A 26,941-nucleotide genomic window follows, 5' to 3' on the forward strand; every position below is an offset into this window, starting at 1 on the left:
CGGTAAGGGATTTTTCAGATCTAAAAGTATTCAATTAACCAAAGAATTTCTTAGCGATATCTTGACCTTGTTTAATTTTAGCCCATTGTTGTGGTGTTGCCAATTCATTACCTGAGTCACATGAGGCGAAACCACATTGGTGAGAAAGGAAGAGACGCTCTTTAGGAAGGATTTGACTAGCTTTTTCAAGCAAGTCAAGAACACGTTCTTCGTCATCAAGTTCAGTTGTTTTAGATGACAAAAGTCCTAGTACAACTTCAGCCTTGCTGTCTTTGAGGGCTTCGAGAGCCTTGATGTCGCCAGCAGTATCGCTGTCCCATTCAAGGAAGAAGCGATCATAGTGTTGCTCTGCCAAGAACTTCTTAGCAATGGCTTCGTAAGTTCCTTCGGCAGCAGAACGGCTTTCATAGTTACCACGACAGTTGTGTGTCCAAACCGTTAAACCAAGTTCGTGAGCATAGTCTACAACCTCGTTATTGATAGCTACAAACTCATCAGCCAATTCTGCCAAATCAGAATTAGCTTCCGCAAAGAAACTTGCAGGGTTTGATGGGTCAAAGAGTTCCCAGAGACAGTCATCAAATTGAACGATTTTTCCACCTACTGCCTTGTATTCTTCCAAGAATTCTTTATAGGCGTTAATCAAACCTTTTTTGAGGTCTTCATTAGTTTCATAGACTTGCCCAGGACCAGCCAAACGGTCAAAGATAGCAAGTTCAGTATAAGCATGAGCTGGACCCCAGATAGTTTGTTTAGTATCTTCATCACCAGCTTCAGCTTTAACCAATTTATAGATATCTAGATAATGGTGGTTTTTACCTGAGAGTGGTTCAGTGATACGAATACCAATATCTTTACGAGTCTCATATTGTCCGCCATCGTGGTCTTTGAATGTATAACCGTGCTCAGCAATGTAGCGTTCAATACCTTTGAGACCCCAGACAAAGTCCAAGTGCCACATAGAACGCCCAAACTCACCATCAGTAAGAATATCAATACCGTTAGCCTGTTGGTCAGCCACAATTTGCTTAATATCTGCAGTTTCAGTTTCTTGATAACCGTGGAGGGCATCGTAGAAAGGATACTGGATATCGTCACGGTGCTCGATTTCGTCCTTGTATTTACGGAGATCTGCAGGACGAAGGAGAGAACCAACTAATTGAAATTTAGATTTTGTCATAAGATTCACCTCAAAATAAGATTTTACAACTATAATACTTTTTATTTATTTCGATTGAAAATAGTTATTTTCTTTCTGTGGGTATAGTTTAAGACTATATAAGGTTTTGGTCTGCAAAATGATACTTCCTATAGTAGAATGAAAAGAAAACAATGAAGGTTGGGAACATGCAAAAAACATTTTTTATTATTAAACCAGATGCTGTAAAACGACACTTGATGTGACAAGTTATTGATCGTATTGAACGTCGTGGCTTCATTATTGAACGAATGGAAATGCTGACACTTGATGAAGAACGACTTAAAGAACATTATGCTCAATTGGTTGATAAACCTTTTTTCCCTAGCATTGCAGAATTCATGATGAGTGGTCCATCAGTGATTGGTATTATTTCTGGTTCAGGTGTTATCAAGTCATGGCGTGATATGATGGGAACAACTAATCCAGGCGATGCTGCACCTGGAACGATTCGTGGAGACTTTGCAACAGCACCAGATGGTGACATGATTCCAAATATTGTTCATGGCTCTGATTCAGATGAATCTGCGGCTCGAGAAATTAAGATTTGGTTTGGTGAGTAGGATGGATTTAAAGCTGGTTTATTTAATTAAAACACTTTAACTAAAAGGAGTTGTAGAATGAGCAACAGCGATAACTTTTGCTGTTGCAGTTGATGTGTCTATATAAACGTGAGCAACTGTCTTTTTGACACTAACAATTCTACTCAATATTATTACGAAAATTCGTAGGTGATATCGTTGTTAAACTTAACTTTTTGGCTGTTTATGGTGGTACTTAATTTGCTCTTCGTAGGTTTGTGGTACAATACAAACTTCGGTATATGACTTGAACGATTCAGGTACTATAGTAAATATCAAGGTACCGGTTACTGTTAAGACTTCAATATTGTTTGATATTCTACATTAAGTAGGAAAAAACGCTAATAATAACGATGATTTGTTAGTGACAAATGTTAGCATTTTTTTAAGAAGTTCCATTACTAAGTTTTTAGCCTAAGATATAAAAACTAATGACTTTCTAAAATCTTTGGTTTTAGGATTTTTTTATTTCTTGAAAATCACTAGTCATGCTAGTGATTTCAAAAAACTTCTAGTAATGTGTCAAAAAATGTCACAATGGAATTGAAAGTCTTTCATCTAAATATAGATATCAAATTATTTATGAAAAGTACTGAGCAATTATTAGTCAACTCTTTCATTTATTTTGCAACAAAAAGAGTGTAGAATACATGAGGTTGGGTCTTGTGCATGTTAATCAATATCTCCAAAACTAAGCATTTTATCAGTTAGGGGGAGCTTAAAAGTGTAAGAGTAACCTACTGGTATAGTTACCCGTAGGGATGAGTAGTTTTAAGTGATAATTATAAATAGTCTAAGCTCTGAACTACACTCCAAGAGTTAGATTTTTCTGTCTAACTTTTGGAGGTCAGTACAATTATAGTTGATTTTTTTCATAATCTTTCCAATAAAAATATTAAAGCGAATCAATCTATCTATTATAAAATTAAACCTTCTATTTGTAATGTCAACACTATTCACAATAGGATTTTGTCTATCAAATACTTTGATATTAAAAAGTATTTGAATTTAAGAATCTAATAGAGTTTAAAGGAATGGGTATTTTTATGAGATATCTCAAATTGACATGGTTCTTTCTTTTGTTAGAATATGAGCATAACTAAATATAGAAGGACGTAATTTAAATGGGGAAAAAGGAATTACAACGTTATTCACTCAGGAAGTCTAGCCTTGGTGCGGCTTCTGTTCTTTTGGGGACTGCAGTTCTTGCAGTAGGAGGTTCAAATGCAAGCGCTGATGAAGTTGCAACAACTACAGATTCAGCAACACCAGCAGTTGAAGCAACAGATGCTGTTGAAGAAAGCACTTCTGCCGTAGCAGATTCAACTGAAAAGAAAGTTGTTAACGTTACTGAGGAAGGTAACACAACTGTTACAACGAGTGAAGTAACAAATACAAGCTTAGAAGCTGCAAAAACAGCTGCAACTAACGAAGGGGTTGAGGTTAAGGAAGAACCTGCTCAAACCAAAGAAACTGTTGAAGCAGCTGCTGCAGATAATAAAGCACAAGCAGAGAAAATCAATACAGTCGTTTCTGATTATAAAGCGGCTAAAGAACAATACAAGTCAGATAAAGCTGACTATGATAAAGCAAAAGCAAACTATGATGCAAAATTAGCTGAGAAAGCACTTGCTGATAAAACAAATGCTGAAGCTCAGGCTAAATATGATACTGAAAAAACAGCTTATGATAAAGCTTCAGAGCAATACCAAATTGCTAAGCAAGCTTATGACTCAGCTCTTTCAGAGTACAAGACTAAGAAAGTTACTTATGATGCTAAGGTAGCAGAAAAAGAAGCCGCTGATAAAGAAAATGCGCTTTCTGCAGCTAAATACCAAGCAGAATTGGCAACATATAACCAAGCAAAAGCTGATTATGAAGCAGCTCTTGCTCAGTACAATAGCGATAAAGCCAAATACAATGCTGAAAAAGCTAACTATGATAATAAAGTAGCTGAAAAAGTTGTTACGGAAAAACGTAACGCTGAAGCTGAAGCTAAATATCAAACTGAGCTAGCAGCATACAATGAAGCAAAAGCTAAATATGATGTAGAAAAAGCAGCATATGACAAGAATCTTGAACTTTATAACGCTAAGAAAACAGCTTATGAAGCAGATCTTGAAACAAAACAAGCTATTGAAAAATACAATGCAGATGCTAAAGCTAAGTACGAAGCAGCCTTGGTTGTCTACAATGAGCAAAAAGCTAAATATGACCTAGAGTACCTTGAGTATCAAAACAAATTAGCTGTCTACCAAACAGCACTTAAACAATACCAAGATGCTAAAACAGCTTACGATAAATACATGAATGATCCTGTATATCGTAACCTTAAAGATGCTGAAGTTGTTCAAGAATTGACTTTCCAACGTGAAAACGATGCGACACACAAAGTTGAAGGTGTAAGCAACTACTTGACAAAAGAAGCACAAGAGCGTCTTAACACAAGTAATGTTTTCCAATATGACTCTAACAAGTTACAAGCATCTGACATTGTTTCAAATAGCCCTTGGACAAACACTGAAGACGAGTGGATTCAAGTTAAAGAAGGTGACAAATTTGTTGTTACTTATGATGGTTTGAACCAATCAAGCATGCTTGTTGAGAATGAAGCATCAGCAATCAAACGTGTTGTATACCGTTACGAAATCGTTAGCCTTCCATCAAACGACGGAAAAGGTATCGCGAAAATCAGTAAGGATCCAACAGTAACTATGACAGTTGGAGCGTCAACTGATCAAGATAAACCGGTTAAAGTAGCTGTAGATGTTGAGTTTTACGATAAAGATGGTAAAATGTTCAACCTTAGTGAGCGTAATGCTATCGTAGCACTTAACTCACTTAACCACTGGAACGGTGCAGCTTATGTTGAAACATCTGAGCGCCCACGTCCACTTACAGTAGAAGCGAAAGACGTTAATGGTAATACTGTTCGCGGTACTTACAATCCTTACGCAGATGGTTCTACTTTGGCAATCCAAAACGGTGAAGTTGTTACAAAATCTGGTTACGCAGATTTTGGTGGAGCTACTGTTAACGTTTCAGATGAGAACCCACTTAAGGTAGTGGTTCCTATCTCTGACTGGAATGGTTCAGAATGGGTTGTCTCACGTGAAATTCCAACTGATGTAACAACTCTTAATGCTTCAGGTAGTGGTAATGGCCACGCTCTTGGTAACCAAGATTATACGTTTGGTGATAAAGATGATGTTATTGGTTCATACAGTGTTTCTGCTGAAACTGGTTTGATTACATTCACACCTAAGAAAAAATACCAATCAACACGCCACCAAGAATATGTAAATATTGGTGATAACCAATTCATCGCTATTCCAAAATCATCAGTTACTTATGATGCTGCTACTAAAGAAGTAACATCAGTCAATGATAACCAATACATTGACCACGGTGCAGTCTTTAATGGTGAGACAACATCAGAATTGACAGGTTGGGATAACGCTGATTCACCTTACCTCTACTATGGAGGTGCAGGTATCAAGATGACTAATGGTCACTTGGTATTTACTGCTGAAGGTGCAAATGCTGATGGTGCACCAACAGTTTATTGGTTCGCAATCAACTCTAACCTTGGTTTGCCTAAGAATCCAGGTGAAAAACCTGAAGAACCTAAGGCACCAACACCACCAACAGCACCGGTTAAACCAGTGGTTAAAACAGTTGGTATCAATCCACAAGAACCAACACCACCAACACCTCCAAAAGAGCCAGTGGCACCAACGCCACCAACACCAAAAGTGGTTGAAGTTCCTGGTAAACCACAAGAACCAACACCTCCAAAAGAGCCAGTGGCACCAACGCCACCAACACCAAAAGTGGTTGAAGTTCCTGGTAAACCACAAGAACCAACACCACCAACAGGTCCAACGGCACCAACGCCACCAACACCAAAAGTAGTTGAAGTTCCTGCTAAACCAGTAGAACCTAAAACTCCTGAAAAACCAAGTGTTGTATGGCACAAGAACTATGTCGTTGAGAGAGAGTCTCACGTGGTACCACCAACTCCACCGACTACTCCACAAACACCACCAACACCTGTTACTCCTCCAACTCCAGTGACACCACCAACTACACCAACTCCAGATACTGAAGTTCCTGTAGTGCCTCAAGCTGAGTTGCCACAAACTGGTGAGCACACTAGCAATGCTGGATTGATTGGACTTCTTTCAATGATTTTTGCAGCCTTTGTAGGATTCTTCAAACGTCGTAAAGAAGATTAAGTGGTGCTATTAAATTAGTTCCCCATCAAAACTAGATTCTATTTAGGATCTAGTTTTTATTTTTGCTCGGTTTTCCTCCCTCATTTCATTTCTATTTACTGGTGAAACATGTTATAATTGTCTTGAACGACTATTATAGAAAGATGCAAGGAGACGAGCATGGAAGAACTTAAGAAAATCGCTGGTGTAACCGCTGCCAAATATGTTGAAGATGGAATGGTTGTTGGACTCGGTACAGGGTCAACAGCTTACTTCTTCGTAGAGGAAATTGGCCGTCGTATTAAGGAAGAAGGTCTTAGTGTTGTTGGTGTAACGACATCAAGTCAAACCACTAAACAAGCTGAGGGCTTAGGCATTCCTTTGAAGGCAGTGGATGACATTGACAGTATTGATGTTACTGTTGATGGAGCCGACGAAGTAGACCCTCAACTCAACGGGATTAAAGGTGGCGGTGGTGCCCTTTTGATGGAAAAAATTGTCGCTACACCTACAAAAGAATATATCTGGGTGGTTGATGAGTCTAAAATGGTTGATCAATTAGGTGCTTTCAAATTACCAGTTGAAGTGGTTCAATATGGTGCTGATCGTCTGTATCGTGTCTTTGAGTCGAAGGGTTATAAGCCATCATTCCGACTTACGGAGCAAGGTGACCGCTTTGTTACAGATATGAAGAACTATATCATCGATCTTGATTTAGGTAAGATTGAAAATCCAGTAGCTCTTGGTGAAGAACTAAAAGCTATGACAGGGGTTGTTGATCATGGATTGTTCAATGGCATGGTTAACAAAGTCATCGTTGCAGGAAAAGACGGTGTTAAGGTCGTTGAAGTTAAGGCCTAGTCCGATTTTTATTCCCCTCACTTTTAATGAGGAAAACTAATTAATTATTTTCAAACTATTAAATAATATAGAAAGGCAAGAGGTAATTTCGAAAAGATTTTAGCTCTTTGTGGTGTTATTATGTCCAAATTTAACCGAATGCATTTAGTCGTTCTTGATTCAGTAGGAATTGGTGCTGCTCCAGATGCCAATGACTTTGTCAATGCAGGTGTGCCAGACGGTGCTTCAGATACCCTTGGTCACATCTCTAAATCTGTAGGATTGAATGTGCCAAATATGGCTAAGCTTGGTCTAGGAAATATTCCTCGTGAAACACCTTTGAAAACAGTACCAGCAGAAAGCAACCCAACTGGTTATGCAACAAAATTGCAGGAAGTGTCTCTTGGTAAAGATACGATGACTGGCCACTGGGAAATCATGGGTCTCAATATTACTGAACCTTTTGATACTTTCTGGAACGGATTCCCAGAAGAAATTCTCACTAAAATTGAAGAATTCTCAGGCCGTAAAGTCATTCGTGAAGCTAATAAACCATACTCAGGTACAGCTGTTATTGAAGACTTTGGACCTCGTCAAATGGAAACTGGTGAATTGATTATTTACACTTCAGCTGACCCAGTTCTTCAAATTGCTGCACACGAAGACGTTATTCCTTTGGATGAATTGTATCGTATTTGTGAATATGCACGTTCAATTACTCTTGAGCGTCCAGCTCTTCTAGGGCGTATCATCGCTCGTCCTTACGTTGGTGAGCCTGGAAACTTCACTCGTACATCTAACCGTCGTGATTTGGCTGTTTCACCATTTGCACCAACTGTTTTGGATAAATTGAATGAAGCTGGTATCGATACTTATGCCGTTGGTAAAATCAATGATATTTTCAACGGAGCTGGTATCAACCACGATATGGGACACAACAAATCAAATAATCACGGTATTGATAATTTGATTAAAGCTATGACTTCTGAAGACTTCAAACATGGCTTCTCATTCACAAACTTGGTAGACTTCGATGCCCTTTATGGACACCGTCGTGATCCACATGGATACCGTGATTGCTTGCACGAATTTGACCAACGTTTGCCTGAAATCATTGCTGCTATGCGTGAAGATGATCTCTTGATGATTACTGCAGACCACGGAAATGATCCAACTTATGCAGGTACAGACCATACTCGTGAATATATTCCTTTCTTGGCTTATAGCCCATCATTCAAAGGAAATGGACTTATTCCAGTAGGTCATTTCTCTGACATCTCAGCAACTGTCGCTGAAAACTTTGGTGTAGATAAAGCCATGATTGGTGAAAGCTTCTTGGATAAACTTGTCTAAAATGAAGCGCTATGCATTTTTGGTTCGTGGGATAAACGTTGGTGGTCGTCACAAGGTAGTCATGAAAGAATTTTGTCGTGAGTTAGAAGAACTCGGTATGTCACATGTTTCTTCCTATATAAATAGTGGAAATCTTTTCTTTGATTCTACCTTGATGAAAGAGGAACTCCTCTTAGTTTTAGAGGGATTTCTAAATAAGGCTTATCCATTTATTAAGGTGTTTTCTCTCTTTACTCTGGAAGATTACCAAAATGAAGTGGCCTCATTACCCAAGTGGTGGGAAGATGATTTCTATAGAAAAGACGTCCTCTTATTTACTGAAAGACTTGATAAGAACGAAATGAAGAAGATTATTAACTCGATAGAGTTGAAAGATGAAATACTTTATTTTGGTCAGCTTGGGGTCTACTGGGGAAAGTATGATAAATCAACTTATAGTCAAACGGCTTATCATAAGAAGTTATTGAAATCACCTTTTTATCCTTATATAACCATTCGAAATGCAAGTACTTTTTCAAAAATTGGTCACTTTTTAAGAATGAAATAAAATTAAGGGAGAAATAACATGTCGCTACTTGAAAAAATTAGAGTTACTCAAGCATTTTTGGAAAGCAAAGGAATTGAAAAACCTGAGTTCGGTTTAATCTTGGGTTCTGGACTTGGTGAGTTGGCTGAAGAAGTTGAAGACGCAGTTGTCATTGACTATGCGGATATTCCAAACTGGGGACAATCAACGGTTGTCGGACATGCTGGAAAACTTGTTTACGGAACTTTGTCTGGACGTAAGGTTTTGGCTCTTCAAGGGCGTTTCCATTTTTATGAAGGAAATCCGCTTGAAGTCGTTACTTTCCCTGTACGTGTTATGAAAGCTCTTGGATGTGAAGGAGTTGTTGTAACCAATGCGGCAGGTGGTATCGGCTATGGTCCTGGTATTTTGATGGCTATCACTGACCACATTAACATGACTGGTCAAAACCCATTGATTGGTGAAAACTTGGATGATTTTGGTCCACGTTTCCCTGATATGTCTAAAGCTTACACACCTGAATACCGTGAAACCGCTCATCAAGTGGCTGATAAACTTGGTATCAAATTGGATGATGGTGTTTATATCGGTGTGACTGGTCCAACTTATGAAACTCCAGCTGAAATCCGTGCTTATAAGACACTTGGTGCAGATGCTGTTGGGATGTCAACCGTTCCTGAGGTTATTGTTGCAGCTCACTCTGGCTTAAAAGTTCTTGGAGTTTCATGTATTACCAACTTTGCGGCTGGTTTCCAAGAAGAATTGAACCACGAAGAAGTGGTTGAAGTGACTGAGCGTGTCAAAGGAGATTTCAAAGGATTGCTAAAAGCGATTCTTGCTGAACTCTAAAATATGATTGCTCGGGGAATAAAACCTATAACGTCATTACCCAAGTTTATTAGGTTAAGTTTAGCTGTTTTTGGAACTGGTATTACTTCAGGTTTGGTAGGCATTCTTTGCCATTACCTTTTGGAGTTTATACAAATTCTTGTATTTGGTAATGATAAATCGAATTTATTGTCACAGTTTAACTCTGTAAGTCCCTTTCGACGATTTGCAGTATTGCTTGTAGTAGGTGTTTTCGCTAGTTTATTTTGGTATTTCCTTCAGAGACGAGTGTCCCTCCTTTCTATTAGTAAGGCTAAGCAACTCGTTGGTAAGAAGAGTCCAAATTTTCTTGGCCAAAGTCTACATGCTTTGATGCAGGTTGCAATCGTTGGAGCTGGTTCCTCAATTGGTAAAGAAGGAGCGCCTCGAGAATTAGGCGCTCTATTTGGTGGTAGTCTCTCCAAAGCCTTGCATTTGGATGTTGTTGATAGACAATTGTTAATTGCTTGCGGGGCAGGCGCTGGCTTAGCTGCGGTTTACCAAGTCCCCTTTGCCAGTACACTGTTTGTTCTGGAAACCTTAGGTGTTGCTTGGAAATCAAAAAACATTGTTATCATTCTTGTGACAACTTACTTGTCAGCTTATTGTGCTCGCCCAATCGTTGGTAAGGAGGCAATGTATCAAGTCGGTAAAGTTAGCTCAGATCCTGCTAGTCTGATTCAGGTTATTGTTCTTGTATTAGTGATAACTCCGCTGGCGATGATGTTTAGCTTCTTAGCTAAAAAGGCTAGCAAAAGTCGTATTACTGATAAACGCATTCTGTGGACCATGCCACTATCTTATATAGTACTAGGTGGGATTGCAGCTTTATACCCTTTAATCATGGGAAATGGTCAGGTGCTAGCACAATGGTTATTTTCAGGTGGGGTTTCAGCATACCTACCTCTTATCCTTGTCGTCAAAGGACTTGTGGTATGTTTGCTTTTATGGGCAGGCTCTTATGGAGGAACCCTAACCCCTTCCTTTACTTTAGGTGCTGGATTGGGTTTCTTATTGACAAGTTGTCTTGAGATTTTTGGCTTATCACTCAATCCTACTCTAGGAATGTTACTCGGTGCAACCGTATTTTTAGGAATAACTTTAGATGCTCCTCTAACTGGGATAGCCTTAGTTCTAGGTTTTACTGGTCAAGGAGGGCTGGTAGCAGTACCACTAATCTTAGCGAGTCTACTATCGAGGATATTAAAAAATAGATGGAAGAAAAAACAATGAATATTCATTTTATCTTACACGAAACGTTTGAAGTCCCAGGAGCCTATTTAAAATGGGCACAAGACCGTGGGCATAATATCACATCAACCAAGGTATATGAGGAAGAGCTTCTTCCTGAAACCGTTGAAGGTATTGATTTTCTAATTGTTATGGGTGGCCCTCAGTCACCTGATGAGGATCGTCAGGCCTTCCCTTATTATGACCCAGAGGCTGAGATTGCATTTATGCAAAAGGCAATTGCTGCTGATATCTATATTGTAGGGGTTTGCCTAGGTGCTCAACTTTTATCTGTTGCCTATGGTGGTAAGTACGAGCATAGTCCAGAACGTGAGATTGGTGTTTTCCCTGTAACATTAACTGAGGCAGGTTTAGCGGATGAGCATGTCAAAGGTTTTGGCAAAACCCTAAACACTGGCCACTGGCATGGTGATATGCCTGGATTGACTGATAATGCAGTTGTTCTTGCTACTAGTCAAGGTTGTCCACGCCAAATTGTTCGCTTCAGTCCTAAACATTATGCCTTTCAGGCACACTTAGAGTTTGATCCTGAAGCTATTGATTTACTTATAGCTGCTGACGGTGAAGAGCATTTACGTAAGCAAAATAAAGAGTTACCTTTTGTTCAAACACCTGAACAATTGCGTGCCAACAATTATTCTGAAATGAACAAAAAGTTATACGATTTCCTTGATTCATTGACTCAAGCTTAATCCACTTTTAAAGTTGTTATTTATCCACTATATAATAGTAGAAAAATATTTAAAAATAAAAATTAAGAAAGGTAGAGCATGTGTTCTGATTTGAACACGAGCGGAAAGCTAGGAAAATAGATAATCTTCATTTGTTTTCTGTCTGCTTCTTTACCATCAAAAAATAGAAAGGAAGGGTAGTTCGGGTTTGAAACTGAACCCGGGCTAGAGGCTGTGTAAAAAAGATAAATCCTCCTAGATGCGAAGCATCTTTGTCGGATTTCCTATTTTTACTTTGCCTTTTTAACGCCCTTGGTATCTTATATTATGTCTATTCATATTGCTGCTAAGCAAGGAGAGATTGCTGATAAAATTCTTCTTCCAGGGGATCCATTGCGTGCGAAATTCATTGCTGAGAATTTCCTTGAAGATGCTGTATGTTTCAATGAGGTTCGTAACATGTTTGGTTACACAGGAACATACAAAGGTGAACGTGTCTCAGTAATGGGAACAGGAATGGGGATGCCATCTATCTCTATTTATGCGCGTGAGCTTGTCGTTGACTATGGTGTTAAAAAATTGATTCGTGTGGGTACTGCTGGTTCATTGAATGAGGATGTTCACGTTCGTGAGTTAGTTCTTGCACAGGCCGCGGCGACAAACTCTAACATTATCCGTAACGATTGGCCACAATACGATTTCCCACAAATTGCAAGTTTCGATCTCTTGGATAAGGCTTACCACATTGCCAAAGACCTTGGTATGACAACACATGTTGGTAATGTCTTGTCATCTGATGTTTTCTATTCAAATTATTTCGAAAAAAACATTGAGCTTGGTAAATGGGGAGTGAAGGCTGTTGAAATGGAAGCAGCAGCACTTTATTACCTTGCAGCTCAACACCAAGTAGATGCTCTTGCCATCATGACTATTTCTGATAGTTTGGTCAATCCAGATGAAGACACTACAGCTGAGGAACGTCAAAACACTTTCACTGACATGATGAAAGTTGGTCTTGAAACACTAATTGCAGACTAGTGAATTAGTGACAAAAGCCTTTTTTACCATTTGCCAAGTCCGTCTAGGTTTTAAGACAAGACCAGTAGCTATGAGGAATTTTAGAAGCTCTTTGAAATCCGTATTTAATCATCCTTCCTTGGCGGTAAGGGCATAATGGTGCAGGATAATCGAGTTTTGCATGAATCTTGATGTGAGTATCAGTTTCAAAAACGAGTGAAATAATGATATTTGGGTCTTTAGTTCCGATTAATTTTGTGGCGTTCTTAATAAGTCTCATAAGTTTTCCTAATGATGGTTTGGTTGCTTTTCATTATAGCTCTTATGGGATTTTTGTCTGCATTCAAAAAGCTTTATAATCTTTACAGTGGTTTTACCCACTACAGAAATTATAGAGGCTTAATAAAAGGGAGAGCGAAAAGCTCTCTTTTTTTGCTTGATGAAACATAATATTTCTGATAATATAATCGTAATTAATTATGATTTAAGAGGAGCTTTCCCATGTCAGACATTTTACATTATATTGTTGAGCATCCATTTTATTGCCTTATTCTATTAGGAGTTGTTGTACTAGCCTGTGGGTTGGGGCCATTTTCAAGTAGTTCAACAGAAAACAAGCGCTCAGCAATTATTAATAAGCACTACAACGATACTTTTAAGAAATAAGAAGGGCTAAATGCAGTCAGAAAGCAGATATTAGAGATAGGCAAAAGCCTGTCTTTTTTGTATAATAGAAGATAACGATTAGTTTTTTTATAATCACAAGTAAGAACTAGGAAGATAAAAATGCCAAATATTGAAGAATTAAAACAACGACAGGAGAAGATTCGTAACTTCTCTATTATTGCCCATATTGACCACGGTAAATCAACCCTTGCCGACCGTATCTTGGAAAAGACTGAGACAGTGTCAAGTCGTGAGATGCAGGCGCAACTCCTTGATAGCATGGACCTCGAACGTGAACGTGGAATCACTATTAAACTAAATGCCATTGAGCTTAACTATACAGCTAAAGATGGTGAAACATACATTTTCCACCTTATCGACACACCAGGACACGTGGACTTTACTTATGAGGTGTCACGTTCTCTTGCTGCCTGTGAGGGTGCCATCTTGGTGGTGGATGCAGCTCAAGGGATTGAAGCTCAAACTCTTGCCAATGTTTACTTGGCCCTTGATAATGACTTGGAAATCTTACCAGTTATCAATAAAATTGACCTTCCAGCTGCAGATCCTGAACGTGTGCGTACAGAGGTTGAAGATGTCATCGGACTAGATGCTTCTGAAGCTGTGCTTGCATCAGCTAAGGCCGGTATTGGTATCGAAGAGATTCTCGAACAAATCGTTGAGAAAGTGCCTGCACCTCAAGGTGATGTTGAAGCCCCTCTCCAAGCCCTTATCTTTGACTCTGTTTACGATGCTTACCGTGGGGTTATCCTCCAAGTGCGTGTGGTTAACGGAATGGTTAAACCAGGCGATAAGATTCAAATGATGTCTAATGGCAAGACCTTTGATGTTACTGAGGTTGGTATTTTCACACCTAAAGCTGTTGGTCGTGATTACCTTGCGACAGGAGATGTTGGTTATATCGCAGCCTCAATTAAGACCGTTGCGGATACCCGTGTCGGTGATACCGTAACCCTTGCGGATAATCCAGCTGCTGAGCCACTCCATGGCTATAAGCAAATGAACCCAATGGTGTTTGCAGGTCTTTACCCAATTGAGTCAAATAAATATAACGACTTGCGTGAAGCCCTTGAAAAGCTCCAGTTGAACGATGCCAGTCTTCAATTTGAGCCTGAAACGTCTCAAGCCCTTGGTTTTGGTTTCCGTTGTGGTTTCTTGGGTCTTCTTCACATGGATGTTATCCAAGAACGTTTGGAACGTGAGTTTAACATCGACCTCATCATGACAGCGCCATCGGTAGTTTACCATGTTAATACTACTGACGGTGAGATGCTTGAAGTGTCTAACCCTTCAGAGTTCCCAGATCCTACACGTATTGATGCTATTGAAGAACCTTATGTTAAAGCTCAAATCATGGTTCCTCAAGAATATGTTGGTGCGGTTATGGAGTTGGCACAACGTAAACGTGGTGATTTTGAAACCATGGAATACATTGATGATAATCGTGTGAATGTTATCTATCAGATTCCACTTGCCGAAATCGTCTTTGATTTCTTTGATAAATTGAAATCATCTACACGTGGTTATGCAAGCTTTGACTATGAATTGTCAGAATACCGCCGTTCACAATTGGTGAAAATGGATATTCTCCTTAATGGTGACAAGGTCGATGCCCTTAGCTTCATCGTTCACAAGGAATTTGCCTACGAGCGTGGAAAACTTATCGTTGATAAGCTTAAGAAAATCATTCCACGTCAACAATTCGAAGTGCCTATTCAAGCGGCTATCGGTCAAAAAATCGTTGCCCGTACAGATATTAAAGCCCTTCGTAAAAACGTCTTGGCTAAGTGTTACGGTGGTGACGTTTCACGTAAACGTAAACTCCTCGAAAAACAAAAAGCCGGTAAGAAACGTATGAAAGCCATCGGTTCGGTGGAAGTACCCCAAGAAGCCTTCTTGTCTGTGCTTTCAATGGACGAAGAAGAGAAATAAGAGTAATAGTCAGAATGTGATGTTCTGGCTATTTTTGTAAAAAAGTTATGATAAAGAAGATTCTAAAATTTCCCTTCTCAAAGCGTGGAGGGATTTATACTGCGACTATACTCACACTTTTCTTTTTAGGAAATGCTTATACAAAGCATAAATTTCACGAAAAAGCTGTAGAAGAGTTACAGACGGCCCTAAAAGCAGATAAGGTAACTTCCAATGAGATTTTTGGTAGCCGTCAACAATATGTTGCCATTAGTCATGAAGAACCCACTTACTATAATTCTGAAGATAATGTAGCTACAGAAATGATTGGTAGAAATCATTTTGTTCGCTATTACGATACCATGAGTAGTCTGCATCAAGCTCATTTCGTAGTTTATGATATTAACAAAAATTTTGAAAAGAAAATTATTAATTTGACCCCATATTTGAAGAAAATCAAAAATTTTAAAGATATTAAGGAGTTTGGTGTGTCTTTAAGAGAGATCGATGGTTATGATTATGTTTTCTTGACTCCTTCTCAAAGCGATAAGCAATTTGCTTATAATCTAGATACCAATCAATTTTTGACCAGAGACCTACCAGATTATTCTTACAGTAAAGATGAACTGCTATATTTCGGTGATAGGAGTTCTGCTCATAATCAGATGAATGATAGCACCATGTGGGGTTATTTAAAGAGAGAAGGAAACTTAGATGAGCTTTTAAGGAAGTCACCAGCCCCAAAGGACAGCTATTTATCTGCTCAGCTAAACCTTATCATAGAAATTGATAATGTAGACACTTCCAAAGAGGAGAATCAGATTAATCTATTTAATGACAATCCTGGAGTCAAGCATATTTACGAAGAAGCTGTAAATCAGACACATACAAATAGTAATACAATAAAGAAATTTAAAGTATTGACCCGTCAAGGCAAGGAAGGAGATTTCCCAGCTGGTCCAACTGAGCCAGTGAAAAGGAAAGGACCTGATAAACCAAGTGAACCAAAGAAAGTTTCAGAATTAAATGTTTTTCCTGATAATATTTTTCCTGTTAAAACCTTGAGTTTCAGTGAGATTCTTAACAAAAAGGCTCAACAAGACTATCAGAAAGACTATCGAGCTTACGAAAAAGCACGTCAAAAAGTTCAAAAGGATTATGACAAGGACTATAATGCCTATAAATAGCAATTAGCTCAATATGAGTCTTATAGAGATCGAGAGTACTAAAGACAATCACAAATCTATTTTTCTCCTGAAGAGCAAACAAATGATATCTTACATTGGTTAGGGACAAATGGAGAAGATACGATTGTAGTTTCTGTAGAGGATAGTGCTGGTTTTAAGAAAGATATCCATTCTTTTGCTGATATAAAGGATTGGGTGGATAAACATGATTATGATTCCACTATTAAGTCAGACTTTAGAGACTACAAAGGGGGCGACTAAGTATTCTTGAATGTCTATGTGGCTTCTACAAACCCTACACAAGCTTTTTTCTCGGCTTTAGGCTATAATAGACAAAAAGGAATGTTGGGAGGGCCAATATGGATATCACAAGTTTTATTCCTAGTCAGCGACAGGCTATTCTGGAGCGTTTTCAGCAAGTGGAGGCCTTGGGATTAGGCGCAGTTCGTATTGAGTTGAAGGTTGCGAATCCTGTTGGCATCATCTATGAGTGTTACATTATGGCAGAGGAAAATTATTTTTCTGATCAAGCAGTGGTGTCCTTCCGTATTCTTTACGAAAAGGACTTGGACCGCATTTCTTTGGATGTCGTTGATATCCCGGGTCGCTCAAGTTTGTCTAATTACCTCCAGTTACTAGAGATTTTTGAAGGCCTGCAAAATTATCTCAATCGAGAGTTTGCTAAGGTAAAAAATACATAAACATCTGATAGCAATCAGGTGTTTCTTTTTGTGATAGAAGTTCAAAATTTCACAATCTTTTTTTCACAAGATTGTCTGAAAACTGTGCTATAATGATAACAGAATTGTGAAGTGATGAAAGTTTGTGAAAAAACGAGCAGACTTTGACACTTTGTGACTTATACTTGAAAGGAAAGTTGGCTCTACCATTTTAGGGCCAGAAGGACTGTGTTCATGTCAGAAGAAAAGCAATTGTATGGTGCGGATTTAGTGGTTGATAGTTTGATCAACCATGATGTTGATTATGTCTTTGGGATTCCAGGTGCAAAAATCGATAGAGTTTTTGATACCTTGGAAGATAAGGGACCTGAATTGATAGTTGCCCGTCATGAGCAAAATGCTGCTTTTATGGCTCAAGGTGTTGGACGTATTACAGGGAAACCTGGTGTAGTATTGGTAACATCTGGGCCAGGTGTCTCTAATTTGGCTACTGGTTTGGTAACAGCGACGGATGAAGGTGATCCTGTTCTTGCTATTGGTGGTCAGGTTAAGCGTGCAGATCTCTTGAAACGTGCCCACCAATCAATGAATAACGTTGCTATGCTTGAGCCAATTACCAAGTATGCTGCTGAAGTACATGATGCTAACACCCTTTCTGAAACGGTAGCAAATGCCTATCGTCACGCTAAGTCAGGGAAACCAGGTGCAAGCTTTATTTCAATTCCTCAAGACGTGACCGATGCTCCGGTCAGTGTTAAGGCTATTAAGCCTATGACAGATCCAAAACTTGGTTCAGCATCTGTTTCTGATATTAACTATCTCGCACAAGCGATTAAAAATGCAGTGTTGCCAGTCTTTCTTTTGGGGAATGGTGCCTCATCAGAAGCCGTAACTTACTCTATTCGCCAGATTTTGAAGCATGTCAAATTACCAGTTGTTGAAACTTTCCAAGGTGCTGGTATCGTGTCACGTGACCTTGAAGAAGATACTTTCTTTGGTCGTGTAGGTCTTTTCCGTAACCAACCGGGGGACATGTTGCTTAAGAAGTCTGACTTGATTATTGCCATTGGGTATGACCCAATCGAGTATGAAGCACGTAACTGGAATGCTGAAATTTCGGCACGTATCATTGTAATCGATGTGGAACCTGCTGAGGTGGATACTTACTTCCAGCCAGAACGTGAGTTGATTGGTAATGTTGAAGCAACTTTAGATTTGCTCTTGCCAGCTATTCAAGGTTATAAATTACCTGAAGGATCAGTTGAATACCTTAAAGGGTTGAAGAATAACGTTGTTGAGGATGTTAAGTTTGATCGCCGACCTGAAGAAGGAAAGGTACATCCGCTAGATTTGATTGAAGTTTTGCAAGACCAAACCAAAGATGATATGACAGTCACTGTTGACGTTGGTAGTCACTATATTTGGATGGCTCGCTATTTCAAATCTTATGAACCACGTCATTTGCTTTTCTCTAATGGGATGCAAACTTTAGGGGTTGCTCTTCCGTGGGCCATCTCTGCAGCTTTGGTTCGTCCTAAGACAAAAGTCATTTCTGTTTCTGGAGATGGTGGTTTCCTTTTCTCAGCACAAGAATTGGAAACGGCAGTTCGTTTGAAATTGCCAATTGTTCATATTATCTGGAACGATGGCCATTACAATATGGTGGAATTCCAGGAAGAAATGAAGTACGGTCGTTCATCTGGGGTTGACTTTGGTCCTGTAGATTTTGTAAAATATGCTGAGAGCTTTGGAGCGAAAGGTTATCGTGCAACAAGTAAAGAAGAGTTTGCTAGCTTGCTTCAAGAAGCTTTGGCTCAAGCTGTAGATGGACCAGTCCTTATTGATGTTCCAATCGACTATAAAGATAATATTAAACTCGGCGAAACTATTTTGCCAGATGAATTTTACTAAAAAGAGGGTGTAGACATGTCTGAAGCCATAAAATTATTTCAATATAATACTTTGGGAGCCTTGATGGCTGGGCTTTATGGAGGTACTTTAACAGTTGGTGAATTGTTGGAGCATGGAGACTTGGGTCTTGGAACATTAGATTCTATTGATGGGGAGTTGATTGTTCTTGATGGTAAAGCCTATCAAGCTAAAGGCTCTGAAGGTAAAGTCGAAGTGGTAGAAGTTTCTCCAGATGAAAAAGTTCCCTATGCAGCAGTCGTACCTCACCAAGCTGAAGTTATCTTCCGTCAACGTTTTGAAATGACTGATAAAGAACTTGAGGATCGTATTGAATCTTACTATGATGGGGTTAATCTCTTCCGTTCCATCAAGATTAAAGGGCATTTTAAACACATGCATGTCCGCATGATACCTAAGTCTACTCCTGATACGAAATTTGCTGAAGTTGCGACTCATCAACCAGAGTATGAATCTGATAATATTTCAGGTACCATCGTTGGGATTTGGACACCAGAAATGTTCCACGGTGTGAGCGTGGCTGGCTATCATTTACATTTTATATCAGATGATTTATCATTTGGTGGGCATGTCATGGACTTTATTATTGACAATGGTATAGTTGAAGTCGGTCCAGTTGACCAACTCGATCAACGTTTCCCAGTTCAAGACCGTCAGTATCTCTTTGCTAAATTCAATGTCGATGAGATGCGTGAAGATATTACCAAGGCTGAATAAAATTTTTTAAGACATCATAAATCATAGAAAGAACTTTCCTAGATGATTAGGGAAGTTTTTTTGTTTTTTGAAGTTATTTCTATATCGAAATAGTTGACAGATGTAATTATAGATGTTACAATTCGTGATATAAAGTTCGATATGGAACTAAAATTCAAAGAAAGACATGGTGTTTTATAATGGATTATTTGAAAGTGCTAGTCGAAGAGATTCATTCAGTTGTAGTGGCAACGGTTGATGAAACGGGACATCCGCATACAGCTGTTATGGACATGATGTGGGAGGACGGGAAAACAGTTTATTTTTTGACTGCCGATTTTAAACCCCTCTACAAACGGCTTAAGGAAGATGGACGTGTAGCAGTGACAGGGATGACTCAAGGTGCCGGAACTATGGATCGTAAATCTATTTCCCTAACCGGTCAGGTGGAATGGATTGGAAAAGAGCATTTAGAAGAGTTGTTAAAAGCCAATCCATACATGTATGAGATTTATCCGACGGAGGAGGGACGTAGTCACCTACCAGTCTTTCGTTTTAAAAATTCAGTAGGCAATTTTTATGATTTGACGCAATTGCCTCCCTATCAAGCAAGATTTGAAATTGAGGGATGATAAGATGACAAAGATTCAAGATGCAAAGAGAATCATTGAAGAAGCAGATAAAATTGTGATCGGAGCGGGAGCTGGCTTATCTGCAGCGGCTGGCTTAACCTACTCAGGCTCACGTTTTGAGGTTTTCTTTAAAGATTATATTGCTCGTTATGGCATGCAGGATATGTATTCTGCAGCATTTTATCCTTTTGAGACCGCTGAGGAGCGCTGGGGTTATTGGGCTAAGCATATATATCATAATCGTTACCAACCGGAGGGATTTTCGCTTTATAGAGATCTTTTCGACTTGGTTAAGGACAAGGATTATTTTGTGATTACGACCAATGTAGATGGGCAGTTTATGAAGACAGGATTTGCTCCGGAACGTTTCTTTGAAGTGCAGGGCAACTACGGAGAGTGGCAGTGCTCCGTTCCTTGTCGTCAGAAAGTCTTTGATAATAGAGGAGCTGTCATGGAGATGCTAAATGAAATCAAGGACTTGAAAATTCCAACCGACTTGATACCGTATTGTCCTCATTGTGGAGCGCCAATGACCATGCATTTACGTGTAGACCAGGCTTTTGTCCAAAATGAGACTTGGGAGGCTTCTTATGAAGCTTATCTAGGATTTTTAGAAGGGATGGAAGATCAAAAGGTTGTCTTCTTAGAATTGGGTGTCGGATACAATACGCCGACCATCATTCGCTATCCTTTTGAGAAAATGACAGCATGTCCGCTATCCAGCACCGGTGACAGCCGACTTTCTCTACCAACAAGACCGTTATTTACAAGAAAAACTATTAGAAAAAGGAGTTGTAGACTTAAAAGAATTGACTCCGATTCGGCCCAATCTCTACCTGTGGCAAGGCGATATCACTCGTCTGGCGGTTGATGCCATTGTCAATGCGGCCAACAGTAAGCTTTTAGGCTGTTTTGTACCTAATCATTCTTGTATTGACAATGCCATTCACACAGCTGCGGGGGTTGAACTACGTTTATCCTCTCCTTGCTCCTGCAGGAGCAAGGAGAGGATGAAACTACGGGTCAGGCAAAGATGACCAAGGCCTATAACCTACCTTCCCGCTATGTCCTTCACACAGTTGGGCCTATTATCTATGACGAAGTGACAGATTTGGAAAGACAACAGTTGGCCTCTTCGTACGAAGAGTGTTTGAACTTAGCTTATGAAAAAGGTCTGAGAAGCTTGGCCTTTTGTTGTATCTCAACAGGAGAATTTCGTTTTCCAAATGAAGAGGCAACTAAGATTGCGATAGAGACGGTTCTACAGTTCCAGAAAGAACACCCTGATATGGTAGTTATATTCAATGTTTTTAAAGATATTGATTATACGATTTATCAAGCATTATTAAAAAAATAATGTTTCTATATAGAAGTAGTTGATGGATGTAACAGACAGTGATACAATAACTTTAATATTTCGATATCGAACAAAAAGGAGACATAATGGACAAGATGTTAGGGGGCTACCAAGCTCTACAGATTCGATTGTTAAACGGGCGTATTTTTCAAAAACTCTTGAGCAAAGAACCAGAAGCTCAATATAGAAGTGAACAAGGAAAAATTTTAACAGTGCTTTGGCAAAAAGAAGATGGTCGAGCGACTGCGACAGATATCGCCCTTACTTCAGGACTAGCCAACAATACCTTGACTAGCATGATTAAGAAATTAGTTGACCAGGGCTTGGTTACGATTGAACAGAGTGACCAGGACAAGCGCAAGAAGTTTGTCGTTTTGACCGAACTTGGTTGGGCGCAAAAAGAAATTGGAGACCGTGTCAGCAAAGAACTAGGAGAGATTTTCTACCAAGGCTTTTCAAATCAAGAAATCCGAGAATTTGAAGCCTATCAAGAGCGTATTATCACAAATCTAAAAGCTAAAGAAAATGATATGTAGGGAAAGGAAGTAACAGTTATGATTGGAATAACAGGTGTAACAGGGAAATTAGGCTCTTATGTGGCTGATCTTGTCGATCAGCAAGGAATTTCTTCTATCCATCTGGCAAGAAGCCCAGAGCGTGCAAAAGTCTACGCGTCAGCGGAAATTCGTAAGATGGTGTATGCCAATACTCCAGAGGTGGTTGAGGCCTTAAAGGGAATCGATGTCTTATTGATGGTCTCTGCTCGGGAAAATCCAGAGCGTGTTGAGGAACACAAGAGTTTTTTAGATGCCGCAAAGCTTGCTGGAGTGCAGCATATCGTCTATACCTCCTTTTACGGAGCAGATGAAAAAGCAACCTTTATCTTGTCTCGAGATCATGCCCAGACGGAAGCCTATATCAAGAAGTTAGGATTCACCTATACATTTTTGAGAGATAATTTTTACTTGGACTTCTTTATTGATATTGCTCTTGAAAATGGAGAAATTCGTGGTCCGGCTGGCAGGGGCCGTGTGTCAGCTGTTGCCCATAAGGACACTTCTAGGGTCGCAGCAGAGATTATCTTAAACCCTAAGGAATGGGAAAATCAAACCTTGAATCTAACAGGACCAGAGAATCTTTCTATGGAAGAAATCGTAGAGCTTCTCTCAAAAGAGACCGGTAATGCCATCACGTATGTAGACGAATCGGTAGAAGAGGCCTATGAGTCACGGAAAAAATGGCCAGCACAAAACTGGGAATACGATGCTTGGGTCAGTACCTATACAGCTATCAAAGTTGGGGAACAAGCTGGGGTTTCAACAGTTGTCGAAAAAGTCTTAGGACGTCCAGCTATGAGTTTGGTAGAAGTTGTAAAATCTAGTTTATCGCAATAGAATTGTCAAAGAAGCATGACGTTCTGTGTATAGATTGAGGGGATAGTAATGAAAGCAGTTGTTGTGAGCACTCCAGGTGGGCCAGAGGTATTAGAAGTGGTCGAACGACCAAAACCAGTCCTGAAGGCAGGTTGGACCCTGGTGAAAATCCAAGGCTTTGGTATCAATCACAGTGAAATTTTTACCCGCAAGGGACAATCACCATCTGTAAAGTTTCCTCGTGTGTTAGGGATTGAGTGTGTCGGTCTTGTGGAAGAAACGACTCGACCAGATTTGAAGATTGGCCAGCAAATCATTTCCATTATGGGAGAGATGGGCCGAGCCTTTGATGGAGGCTATGCAGAGTATACCCTTCTCCCGAATGATCAAATTTATCCGATCAAGACAGAACTTGATTTGGAAAGTTTGATTGCCCTTCCGGAAACCTATTACACGGCTTTTGACTCTTTTCTCAATCTCAAGATAGAGGAGAAAGATAGCGTGTTAGTTCGTGGGGCTACTAGTGGTGTAGGAATTGCCTTTGCTAAACTGCTGAAAGGAAAATTTCCTAATATTCACCTGACAGGAACTAGCCGAAATCTAGCTAAGGAAGAGCAACTGAAAGTGGTCGGATTTGATCAGGTGATTTTGGAAAAGGATGGTGTCCTGCACACGAAAGAGCAGTTCGATAAGGTTTTGGACCTTGTTGGTCCAAGCGCTATTCTCGATACTTTTGCGCGGACAGCAGAAGGTGGGATTATCTGTTCTTGTGGGCTACTGGGTGGTCAGTGGACTGTTCCAGACTTTGATCCGATCGAGATGCTCTCTCGCAATCTCTACTTGACGACTTTTGCTTCTGGCAATGTGTCTCAAGACAAGCTTCAGGCTTTGGTAGATTTTGTCGAGCAGTATCGTGTGGATGTACGGACTGAAAAAGTTTATCAAATTGACCAAATTCAGGAAGCGCATGCTTATCTGGAAGGAAGCCATTCTTTTGGTAAAGTGATCGTAAAAAATGAGGAAGATTAAATGATTGAATACAAACATGTAGCCTTGCGCTACACGGAAAAGGACATTTTGAAAGATGTCAATCTCCGCATTGAAAATGGAGAATTCATGGTGCTAGTGGGTCCTTCAGGATCTGGTAAGACCACCATGATCAAGATGATTAACCGTCTTTTGGAACCGACAGATGGCAATATCTATATGGATGGGAAACGCATCAAGGACTATGATGAACGGGAGTTACGTCTAAGTACCGGCTATGTCCTCCAAGCTATTGCCCTATTTCCTAACTTGACAGTTGCCGAAAATATTGCTCTCATTCCTGAGATGAAGGGCTGGAGCAAGGAGCAAATCGCTTCTAAAACAGAGGAACTCTTGAACAAGGTTGGCCTGCCTGCTGCAGAGTATGCAAATCGCATGCCTAGTGAATTATCGGGTGGAGAGCAACAGCGGATTGGCATTGTGCGAGCTATCATTGGGGAACCAAAGATTCTATTGATGGACGAACCTTTTTCAGCTTTGGATGCCATCTCTCGTAAGCAGTTGCAAGAATTGACCAAGGCCTTACATAAAGAATTCGGCATGACGACCATCTTCGTAACACATGATACGGATGAGGCCTTAAAATTAGGGGATCGAATTGCAGTTTTGCAGGATGGAGAAATTCGTCAGGTCGCAGAACCTGAAACAATTTTACAAGCGCCTGCGACAGAATTTGTAGCAAACTTGTTTGGAGGTAGCCTTCATGTCTAATTTGATTTCAACATTTCAAGAACGTTTTGGAGATTGGTTAACGGCCCTCGGACAGCACTTACAATTGTCTCTTTTGACCTTGATTATTGCAATTTTTCTCTCAATTCCTTTGGCCATTTATCTTAGCACGCGCGAACGTGCGAGTAACTGGGTCTTGCAACTCGCTGGTGTCTTTCAAACCATCCCTTCCATGGCCCTTCTGGGACTCTTTATCCCTATTATGGGAATTGGAACGCTTCCTGCTTTAACAGCTCTAGTTATTTATGCGATATTCCCAATTTTGCAAAATACTATTACAGGATTGCGTGGGATTGACCCTAGTTTGGAAGAAGCTGGGATTGCCTTTGGGATGACCAAGTGGGAGCGCCTTAAGAAGTTCGAGATTCCACTGGCTATGCCTGTGGTGATGTCAGGGGTAAGGACTTCTGCGGTAATGATTATAGGGACTGCGACCTTGGCAGCCTTGATTGGGGCTGGAGGACTTGGTTCCTTTATCCTTCTAGGTATTGATCGAAGAAATTATAGCTTGATTCTGATTGGGGCCATTTCTTCAGCGGTTCTTGCTATTTTATTCAATATTGTTCTAAAATGGATGGAAAAAGCCAAGTTACGCACGATTTTTGCAGCTTTCGCTATTATGGTGCTTGGTTTGGGAGCAAGTTACGCACCAAGCATGATGCCTCAGAAAGAGAAAGAAAATCTAGTCATAGCCGGTAAATTGGGACCTGAACCAGAGATTCTCATGAATATGTACAAGCTTCTCATTGAGGAAAATAGTGACATGACGGTGACGGTTAAGCCTAACTTTGGGAAGACAGATTTCCTTTATCAAGCGCTTAAAAAGGGTGATATTGATATCTATCCAGAATTTACAGGGACCATTACAAGCTCACTTTTGCAGCCAGCTCCTAAAGTCAGCAACGACTCCAAAGAAGTTTTCGAGGTTGCGCGTGATGGTATAAAGAAACAAGATAATCTAGCCTTGCTCAAACCCATGGCTTATCAAAACACCTATGCGATTGCTGTTCCGAAAAGTATTTCGAAAGAGTATAATCTGAAGACGATTTCTGATCTCAAGAAAGTTCAGGACAAGCTCAAAGCTGGTTTCACTCTGGAATTTAACGACCGTGAGGACGGAAACAAAGGACTTCAATCAGTTTATGGACTAAATCTTAATGTAGCTACCATGGAGCCGGCACTTCGCTATGAGGCAATCCAACAAGGCAATATCCAAATAACAGATGCCTATTCAACAGACCCAGAAATTGCTCAATATGATTTAGTTGTTCTAGAGGATGACCAACACCTCTTCCCACCTTACCAAGGGGCACCCCTCATGAAAGAAGCTCTTCTTAAGAAACATCCAGAATTGGAAGGCATTCTGAACAAGTTGGCCGGCAAAATCACAGAGAGCCAAATGAGTCAGATGAACTACCAAGTGGGAGTAGAAGGAAAACCTGCTGCTAAAGTCGCACGTGAGTTTTTGGTCAAACAGGGACTATTGAAGAAATGATCAAGCAAGAAAAAATACAAGAAACTCTTCTGCGACTCTGTAAGCACTATGGAGAACAAAATTGGTGGCAATCGGATAACAAGATTGAAGACTTGGTATCGACTATTCTGATCCAGCGAATAACAGAGAAGAATGCTAAGTTGGCTTTAGCTGGTCTTATGGATGTCATGACAGTAGAGGATATCCTGGCTTTACCGCTAGAAGATTTACAGGAACGTATTCGACCTGCCGGATTTTTTAAGCAAAAGTCTCAAACGATTAGAGGACTTCTGATCTGGTTAAGAGAAGTTGGTGGTTTTGAGGTTCTGTCCAAGATTGGAACAGAAGATTTACGGAAGCAACTTTTGAAGTTAAAAGGGATTGGACCAGAGACTGCAGATGCACTTTTACTTTATCTTTTTGATCGTCCAGTTTTTATTTCGGATGAATATGCGAGAAGACTTTTTCGACGCTTAGGATTTGGAAACTTTGATACTTATAATGACATGCATGCTGTTTACGGTAACGTCTTGGAGGGACTTACTCTCAAACAATGCCAAGAGATTCATGCTGTCATTGATGAACATGGGAAAGCTTTTCGCAAAAGTAAAGGCCAGTTAGACGAAAGTTGGTTATGATAAAAAAATTCTAGGACTTCTTGTCTTAGAATTTTTTTAGTTATTATTTGTCTGTTTTCTTTCCAATTTTCAGATATAAT

The 26,941-nt window shown here is 39.8% G+C and carries 24 protein-coding genes and 2 pseudogenes; 24 read left to right on the forward strand and 2 right to left on the reverse strand.

What is annotated here, in order from left to right:
- Positions 1-34 precede the first annotated feature (34 nt).
- A complete protein-coding gene (locus NSQ79_RS04500; RefSeq protein WP_004182444.1) occupies positions 35-1,180 on the reverse strand; it encodes a cobalamin-independent methionine synthase II family protein in 1,146 nt (381 codons plus the stop codon).
- A 167-nt stretch (positions 1,181-1,347) separates the two neighbouring features.
- Between NSQ79_RS04500 and ndk the strand changes: the two are divergent.
- From ndk to deoD, 9 genes and pseudogenes are all read left to right on the forward strand, one after another.
- Positions 1,348-1,761 (forward strand): annotated as a pseudogene (ndk, locus tag NSQ79_RS04505) (nucleoside-diphosphate kinase).
- A 1,142-nt stretch (positions 1,762-2,903) separates the two neighbouring features.
- Positions 2,904-6,017 (forward strand): GbpC/Spa domain-containing protein, encoded by a 3,114-nt coding sequence (locus NSQ79_RS04510; protein ID WP_045772413.1) that lies wholly within the window; start codon positions 2,904-2,906, stop codon positions 6,015-6,017.
- A 159-nt stretch (positions 6,018-6,176) separates the two neighbouring features.
- Complete coding sequence (rpiA, locus tag NSQ79_RS04515) at positions 6,177-6,857, forward strand: ribose-5-phosphate isomerase RpiA (RefSeq protein ID WP_002884973.1); 681 nt, start codon at positions 6,177-6,179, stop codon at positions 6,855-6,857.
- A 120-nt stretch (positions 6,858-6,977) separates the two neighbouring features.
- Positions 6,978-8,189, forward strand: a complete 1,212-nt coding sequence (locus NSQ79_RS04520; protein WP_070847313.1) for a phosphopentomutase — start codon at positions 6,978-6,980, stop codon at positions 8,187-8,189.
- A gap of 1 nt (position 8,190) precedes the next feature.
- The gene (locus tag NSQ79_RS04525; protein WP_045768663.1) at positions 8,191-8,736 is read left to right on the forward strand and encodes a DUF1697 domain-containing protein; all 546 of its coding nucleotides are present in this window, start codon (positions 8,191-8,193) and stop codon (positions 8,734-8,736) included.
- Positions 8,737-8,754: 18 nt separating this feature from the next.
- Positions 8,755-9,564: a purine-nucleoside phosphorylase gene (locus tag NSQ79_RS04530; protein WP_014633078.1), complete on the forward strand. Its 810-nt coding sequence runs from the start codon at positions 8,755-8,757 to the stop codon at positions 9,562-9,564.
- 3 nt (positions 9,565-9,567) lie between these two features.
- Positions 9,568-10,815, forward strand: coding sequence for a chloride channel protein (locus tag NSQ79_RS04535; RefSeq protein WP_045001701.1), 1,248 nt, complete (start codon positions 9,568-9,570; stop codon positions 10,813-10,815).
- On the forward strand, positions 10,812-11,525 hold the full coding sequence (locus NSQ79_RS04540; protein ID WP_013990524.1) for a type 1 glutamine amidotransferase: 714 nt from the start codon (positions 10,812-10,814) through the stop codon (positions 11,523-11,525). The genes NSQ79_RS04535 and NSQ79_RS04540 overlap by 4 nt, the downstream gene beginning before the upstream one ends.
- 306 nt (positions 11,526-11,831) lie before the next feature.
- Entirely contained in the window at positions 11,832-12,542 is a 711-nt protein-coding gene (deoD, locus tag NSQ79_RS04545; RefSeq protein ID WP_004182452.1) for a purine-nucleoside phosphorylase, read from the forward strand.
- Between the two features lie 73 nt (positions 12,543-12,615).
- Here deoD and NSQ79_RS04550 read toward each other — a convergent pair.
- Positions 12,616-12,801: pseudogene (locus NSQ79_RS04550) on the reverse strand (ISL3 family transposase); the annotation flags it as partial.
- Positions 12,802-13,022: 221 nt separating this feature from the next.
- Here NSQ79_RS04550 and NSQ79_RS04555 point away from each other — a divergent pair.
- From NSQ79_RS04555 to NSQ79_RS04625, 15 genes are all read left to right on the forward strand, one after another.
- Entirely contained in the window at positions 13,023-13,187 is a 165-nt protein-coding gene (locus NSQ79_RS04555; protein ID WP_002883920.1) for a hypothetical protein, read from the forward strand.
- 120 nt (positions 13,188-13,307) lie between these two features.
- Positions 13,308-15,140 (forward strand): translation elongation factor 4, encoded by a 1,833-nt coding sequence (gene lepA, locus NSQ79_RS04560; protein ID WP_004182454.1) that lies wholly within the window; start codon positions 13,308-13,310, stop codon positions 15,138-15,140.
- A 47-nt stretch (positions 15,141-15,187) separates the two neighbouring features.
- Positions 15,188-16,306: a hypothetical protein gene (locus NSQ79_RS04565; protein WP_004182455.1), complete on the forward strand. Its 1,119-nt coding sequence runs from the start codon at positions 15,188-15,190 to the stop codon at positions 16,304-16,306.
- 359 nt (positions 16,307-16,665) lie between these two features.
- Complete coding sequence (locus NSQ79_RS04570; RefSeq protein ID WP_004182456.1) at positions 16,666-17,007, forward strand: hypothetical protein; 342 nt, start codon at positions 16,666-16,668, stop codon at positions 17,005-17,007.
- A 213-nt stretch (positions 17,008-17,220) separates the two neighbouring features.
- Positions 17,221-18,897: an acetolactate synthase AlsS gene (alsS, locus tag NSQ79_RS04575; RefSeq protein ID WP_004182457.1), complete on the forward strand. Its 1,677-nt coding sequence runs from the start codon at positions 17,221-17,223 to the stop codon at positions 18,895-18,897.
- A 15-nt stretch (positions 18,898-18,912) separates the two neighbouring features.
- Positions 18,913-19,632, forward strand: a complete 720-nt coding sequence (budA, locus tag NSQ79_RS04580; RefSeq protein WP_073689341.1) for an acetolactate decarboxylase — start codon at positions 18,913-18,915, stop codon at positions 19,630-19,632.
- Positions 19,633-19,811: 179 nt separating this feature from the next.
- Positions 19,812-20,243 carry a pyridoxamine 5'-phosphate oxidase family protein gene (locus NSQ79_RS04585; RefSeq protein ID WP_155164456.1) on the forward strand — a complete coding sequence of 144 codons (432 nt, stop codon included), beginning with the start codon at positions 19,812-19,814 and terminating at the stop codon, positions 20,241-20,243.
- 4 nt (positions 20,244-20,247) lie between these two features.
- The gene (locus NSQ79_RS04590) at positions 20,248-21,114 is read left to right on the forward strand and encodes a hypothetical protein (protein WP_004182459.1); all 867 of its coding nucleotides are present in this window, start codon (positions 20,248-20,250) and stop codon (positions 21,112-21,114) included.
- Between the two features lie 162 nt (positions 21,115-21,276).
- The gene (locus NSQ79_RS04595; protein ID WP_050806086.1) at positions 21,277-21,600 is read left to right on the forward strand and encodes a macro domain-containing protein; all 324 of its coding nucleotides are present in this window, start codon (positions 21,277-21,279) and stop codon (positions 21,598-21,600) included.
- 86 nt (positions 21,601-21,686) lie between these two features.
- Entirely contained in the window at positions 21,687-22,136 is a 450-nt protein-coding gene (locus tag NSQ79_RS04600; protein ID WP_004182460.1) for a MarR family transcriptional regulator, read from the forward strand.
- 18 nt (positions 22,137-22,154) lie between these two features.
- Positions 22,155-22,994, forward strand: coding sequence for an SDR family oxidoreductase (locus tag NSQ79_RS04605; protein ID WP_339313950.1), 840 nt, complete (start codon positions 22,155-22,157; stop codon positions 22,992-22,994).
- 48 nt (positions 22,995-23,042) lie between these two features.
- Positions 23,043-24,002, forward strand: a complete 960-nt coding sequence (locus tag NSQ79_RS04610) for a zinc-binding dehydrogenase (protein ID WP_004182462.1) — start codon at positions 23,043-23,045, stop codon at positions 24,000-24,002.
- The gene (locus tag NSQ79_RS04615) at positions 24,003-24,731 is read left to right on the forward strand and encodes an ABC transporter ATP-binding protein (RefSeq protein ID WP_155164453.1); all 729 of its coding nucleotides are present in this window, start codon (positions 24,003-24,005) and stop codon (positions 24,729-24,731) included. It abuts the gene before it with no gap.
- The gene (locus tag NSQ79_RS04620) at positions 24,724-26,244 is read left to right on the forward strand and encodes an ABC transporter permease/substrate-binding protein (RefSeq protein WP_004182464.1); all 1,521 of its coding nucleotides are present in this window, start codon (positions 24,724-24,726) and stop codon (positions 26,242-26,244) included. The genes NSQ79_RS04615 and NSQ79_RS04620 overlap by 8 nt, the downstream gene beginning before the upstream one ends.
- Positions 26,241-26,861, forward strand: coding sequence for a DNA repair protein (locus NSQ79_RS04625; RefSeq protein ID WP_049527197.1), 621 nt, complete (start codon positions 26,241-26,243; stop codon positions 26,859-26,861). The genes NSQ79_RS04620 and NSQ79_RS04625 overlap by 4 nt, the downstream gene beginning before the upstream one ends.
- Positions 26,862-26,941 lie beyond the last annotated feature (80 nt).

Origin of the sequence: Streptococcus sp. FSL W7-1342 (genome assembly GCF_037966635.1) — a bacterium.
Classification (GTDB): domain Bacteria; phylum Bacillota; class Bacilli; order Lactobacillales; family Streptococcaceae; genus Streptococcus; species Streptococcus salivarius_D.

Bases quoted from the DNA above. Each gene is read 5' to 3' on its own strand.
- NSQ79_RS04555 (WP_002883920.1), top strand. From the start codon at position 13,023: ATGTCAGACATTTTACATTATATTGTTGAGCATCCATTTTATTGCCTT.
- NSQ79_RS04565 (WP_004182455.1), top strand. From the start codon at position 15,188: ATGATAAAGAAGATTCTAAAATTTCCCTTCTCAAAGCGTGGAGGGATT.
- NSQ79_RS04615 (WP_155164453.1), top strand. From the start codon at position 24,003: ATGATTGAATACAAACATGTAGCCTTGCGCTACACGGAAAAGGACATT.
- alsS (WP_004182457.1), top strand. From the start codon at position 17,221: ATGTCAGAAGAAAAGCAATTGTATGGTGCGGATTTAGTGGTTGATAGT.
- rpiA (WP_002884973.1), top strand. From the start codon at position 6,177: ATGGAAGAACTTAAGAAAATCGCTGGTGTAACCGCTGCCAAATATGTT.
- NSQ79_RS04510 (WP_045772413.1), top strand. From the start codon at position 2,904: ATGGGGAAAAAGGAATTACAACGTTATTCACTCAGGAAGTCTAGCCTT.
- NSQ79_RS04570 (WP_004182456.1), top strand. From the start codon at position 16,666: ATGGATATCACAAGTTTTATTCCTAGTCAGCGACAGGCTATTCTGGAG.
- NSQ79_RS04500 (WP_004182444.1), bottom strand. From the start codon at position 1,180: ATGACAAAATCTAAATTTCAATTAGTTGGTTCTCTCCTTCGTCCTGCA.
- deoD (WP_004182452.1), top strand. From the start codon at position 11,832: ATGTCTATTCATATTGCTGCTAAGCAAGGAGAGATTGCTGATAAAATT.
- NSQ79_RS04540 (WP_013990524.1), top strand. From the start codon at position 10,812: ATGAATATTCATTTTATCTTACACGAAACGTTTGAAGTCCCAGGAGCC.
- budA (WP_073689341.1), top strand. From the start codon at position 18,913: ATGTCTGAAGCCATAAAATTATTTCAATATAATACTTTGGGAGCCTTG.
- NSQ79_RS04535 (WP_045001701.1), top strand. From the start codon at position 9,568: ATGATTGCTCGGGGAATAAAACCTATAACGTCATTACCCAAGTTTATT.
- NSQ79_RS04595 (WP_050806086.1), top strand. From the start codon at position 21,277: ATGACCAAGGCCTATAACCTACCTTCCCGCTATGTCCTTCACACAGTT.
- NSQ79_RS04530 (WP_014633078.1), top strand. From the start codon at position 8,755: ATGTCGCTACTTGAAAAAATTAGAGTTACTCAAGCATTTTTGGAAAGC.
- NSQ79_RS04605 (WP_339313950.1), top strand. From the start codon at position 22,155: ATGATTGGAATAACAGGTGTAACAGGGAAATTAGGCTCTTATGTGGCT.
- NSQ79_RS04620 (WP_004182464.1), top strand. From the start codon at position 24,724: ATGTCTAATTTGATTTCAACATTTCAAGAACGTTTTGGAGATTGGTTA.
- NSQ79_RS04585 (WP_155164456.1), top strand. From the start codon at position 19,812: ATGGATTATTTGAAAGTGCTAGTCGAAGAGATTCATTCAGTTGTAGTG.
- NSQ79_RS04590 (WP_004182459.1), top strand. From the start codon at position 20,248: ATGACAAAGATTCAAGATGCAAAGAGAATCATTGAAGAAGCAGATAAA.
- NSQ79_RS04525 (WP_045768663.1), top strand. From the start codon at position 8,191: ATGAAGCGCTATGCATTTTTGGTTCGTGGGATAAACGTTGGTGGTCGT.
- NSQ79_RS04610 (WP_004182462.1), top strand. From the start codon at position 23,043: ATGAAAGCAGTTGTTGTGAGCACTCCAGGTGGGCCAGAGGTATTAGAA.
- lepA (WP_004182454.1), top strand. From the start codon at position 13,308: ATGCCAAATATTGAAGAATTAAAACAACGACAGGAGAAGATTCGTAAC.
- NSQ79_RS04625 (WP_049527197.1), top strand. From the start codon at position 26,241: ATGATCAAGCAAGAAAAAATACAAGAAACTCTTCTGCGACTCTGTAAG.
- NSQ79_RS04520 (WP_070847313.1), top strand. From the start codon at position 6,978: ATGTCCAAATTTAACCGAATGCATTTAGTCGTTCTTGATTCAGTAGGA.
- NSQ79_RS04600 (WP_004182460.1), top strand. From the start codon at position 21,687: ATGGACAAGATGTTAGGGGGCTACCAAGCTCTACAGATTCGATTGTTA.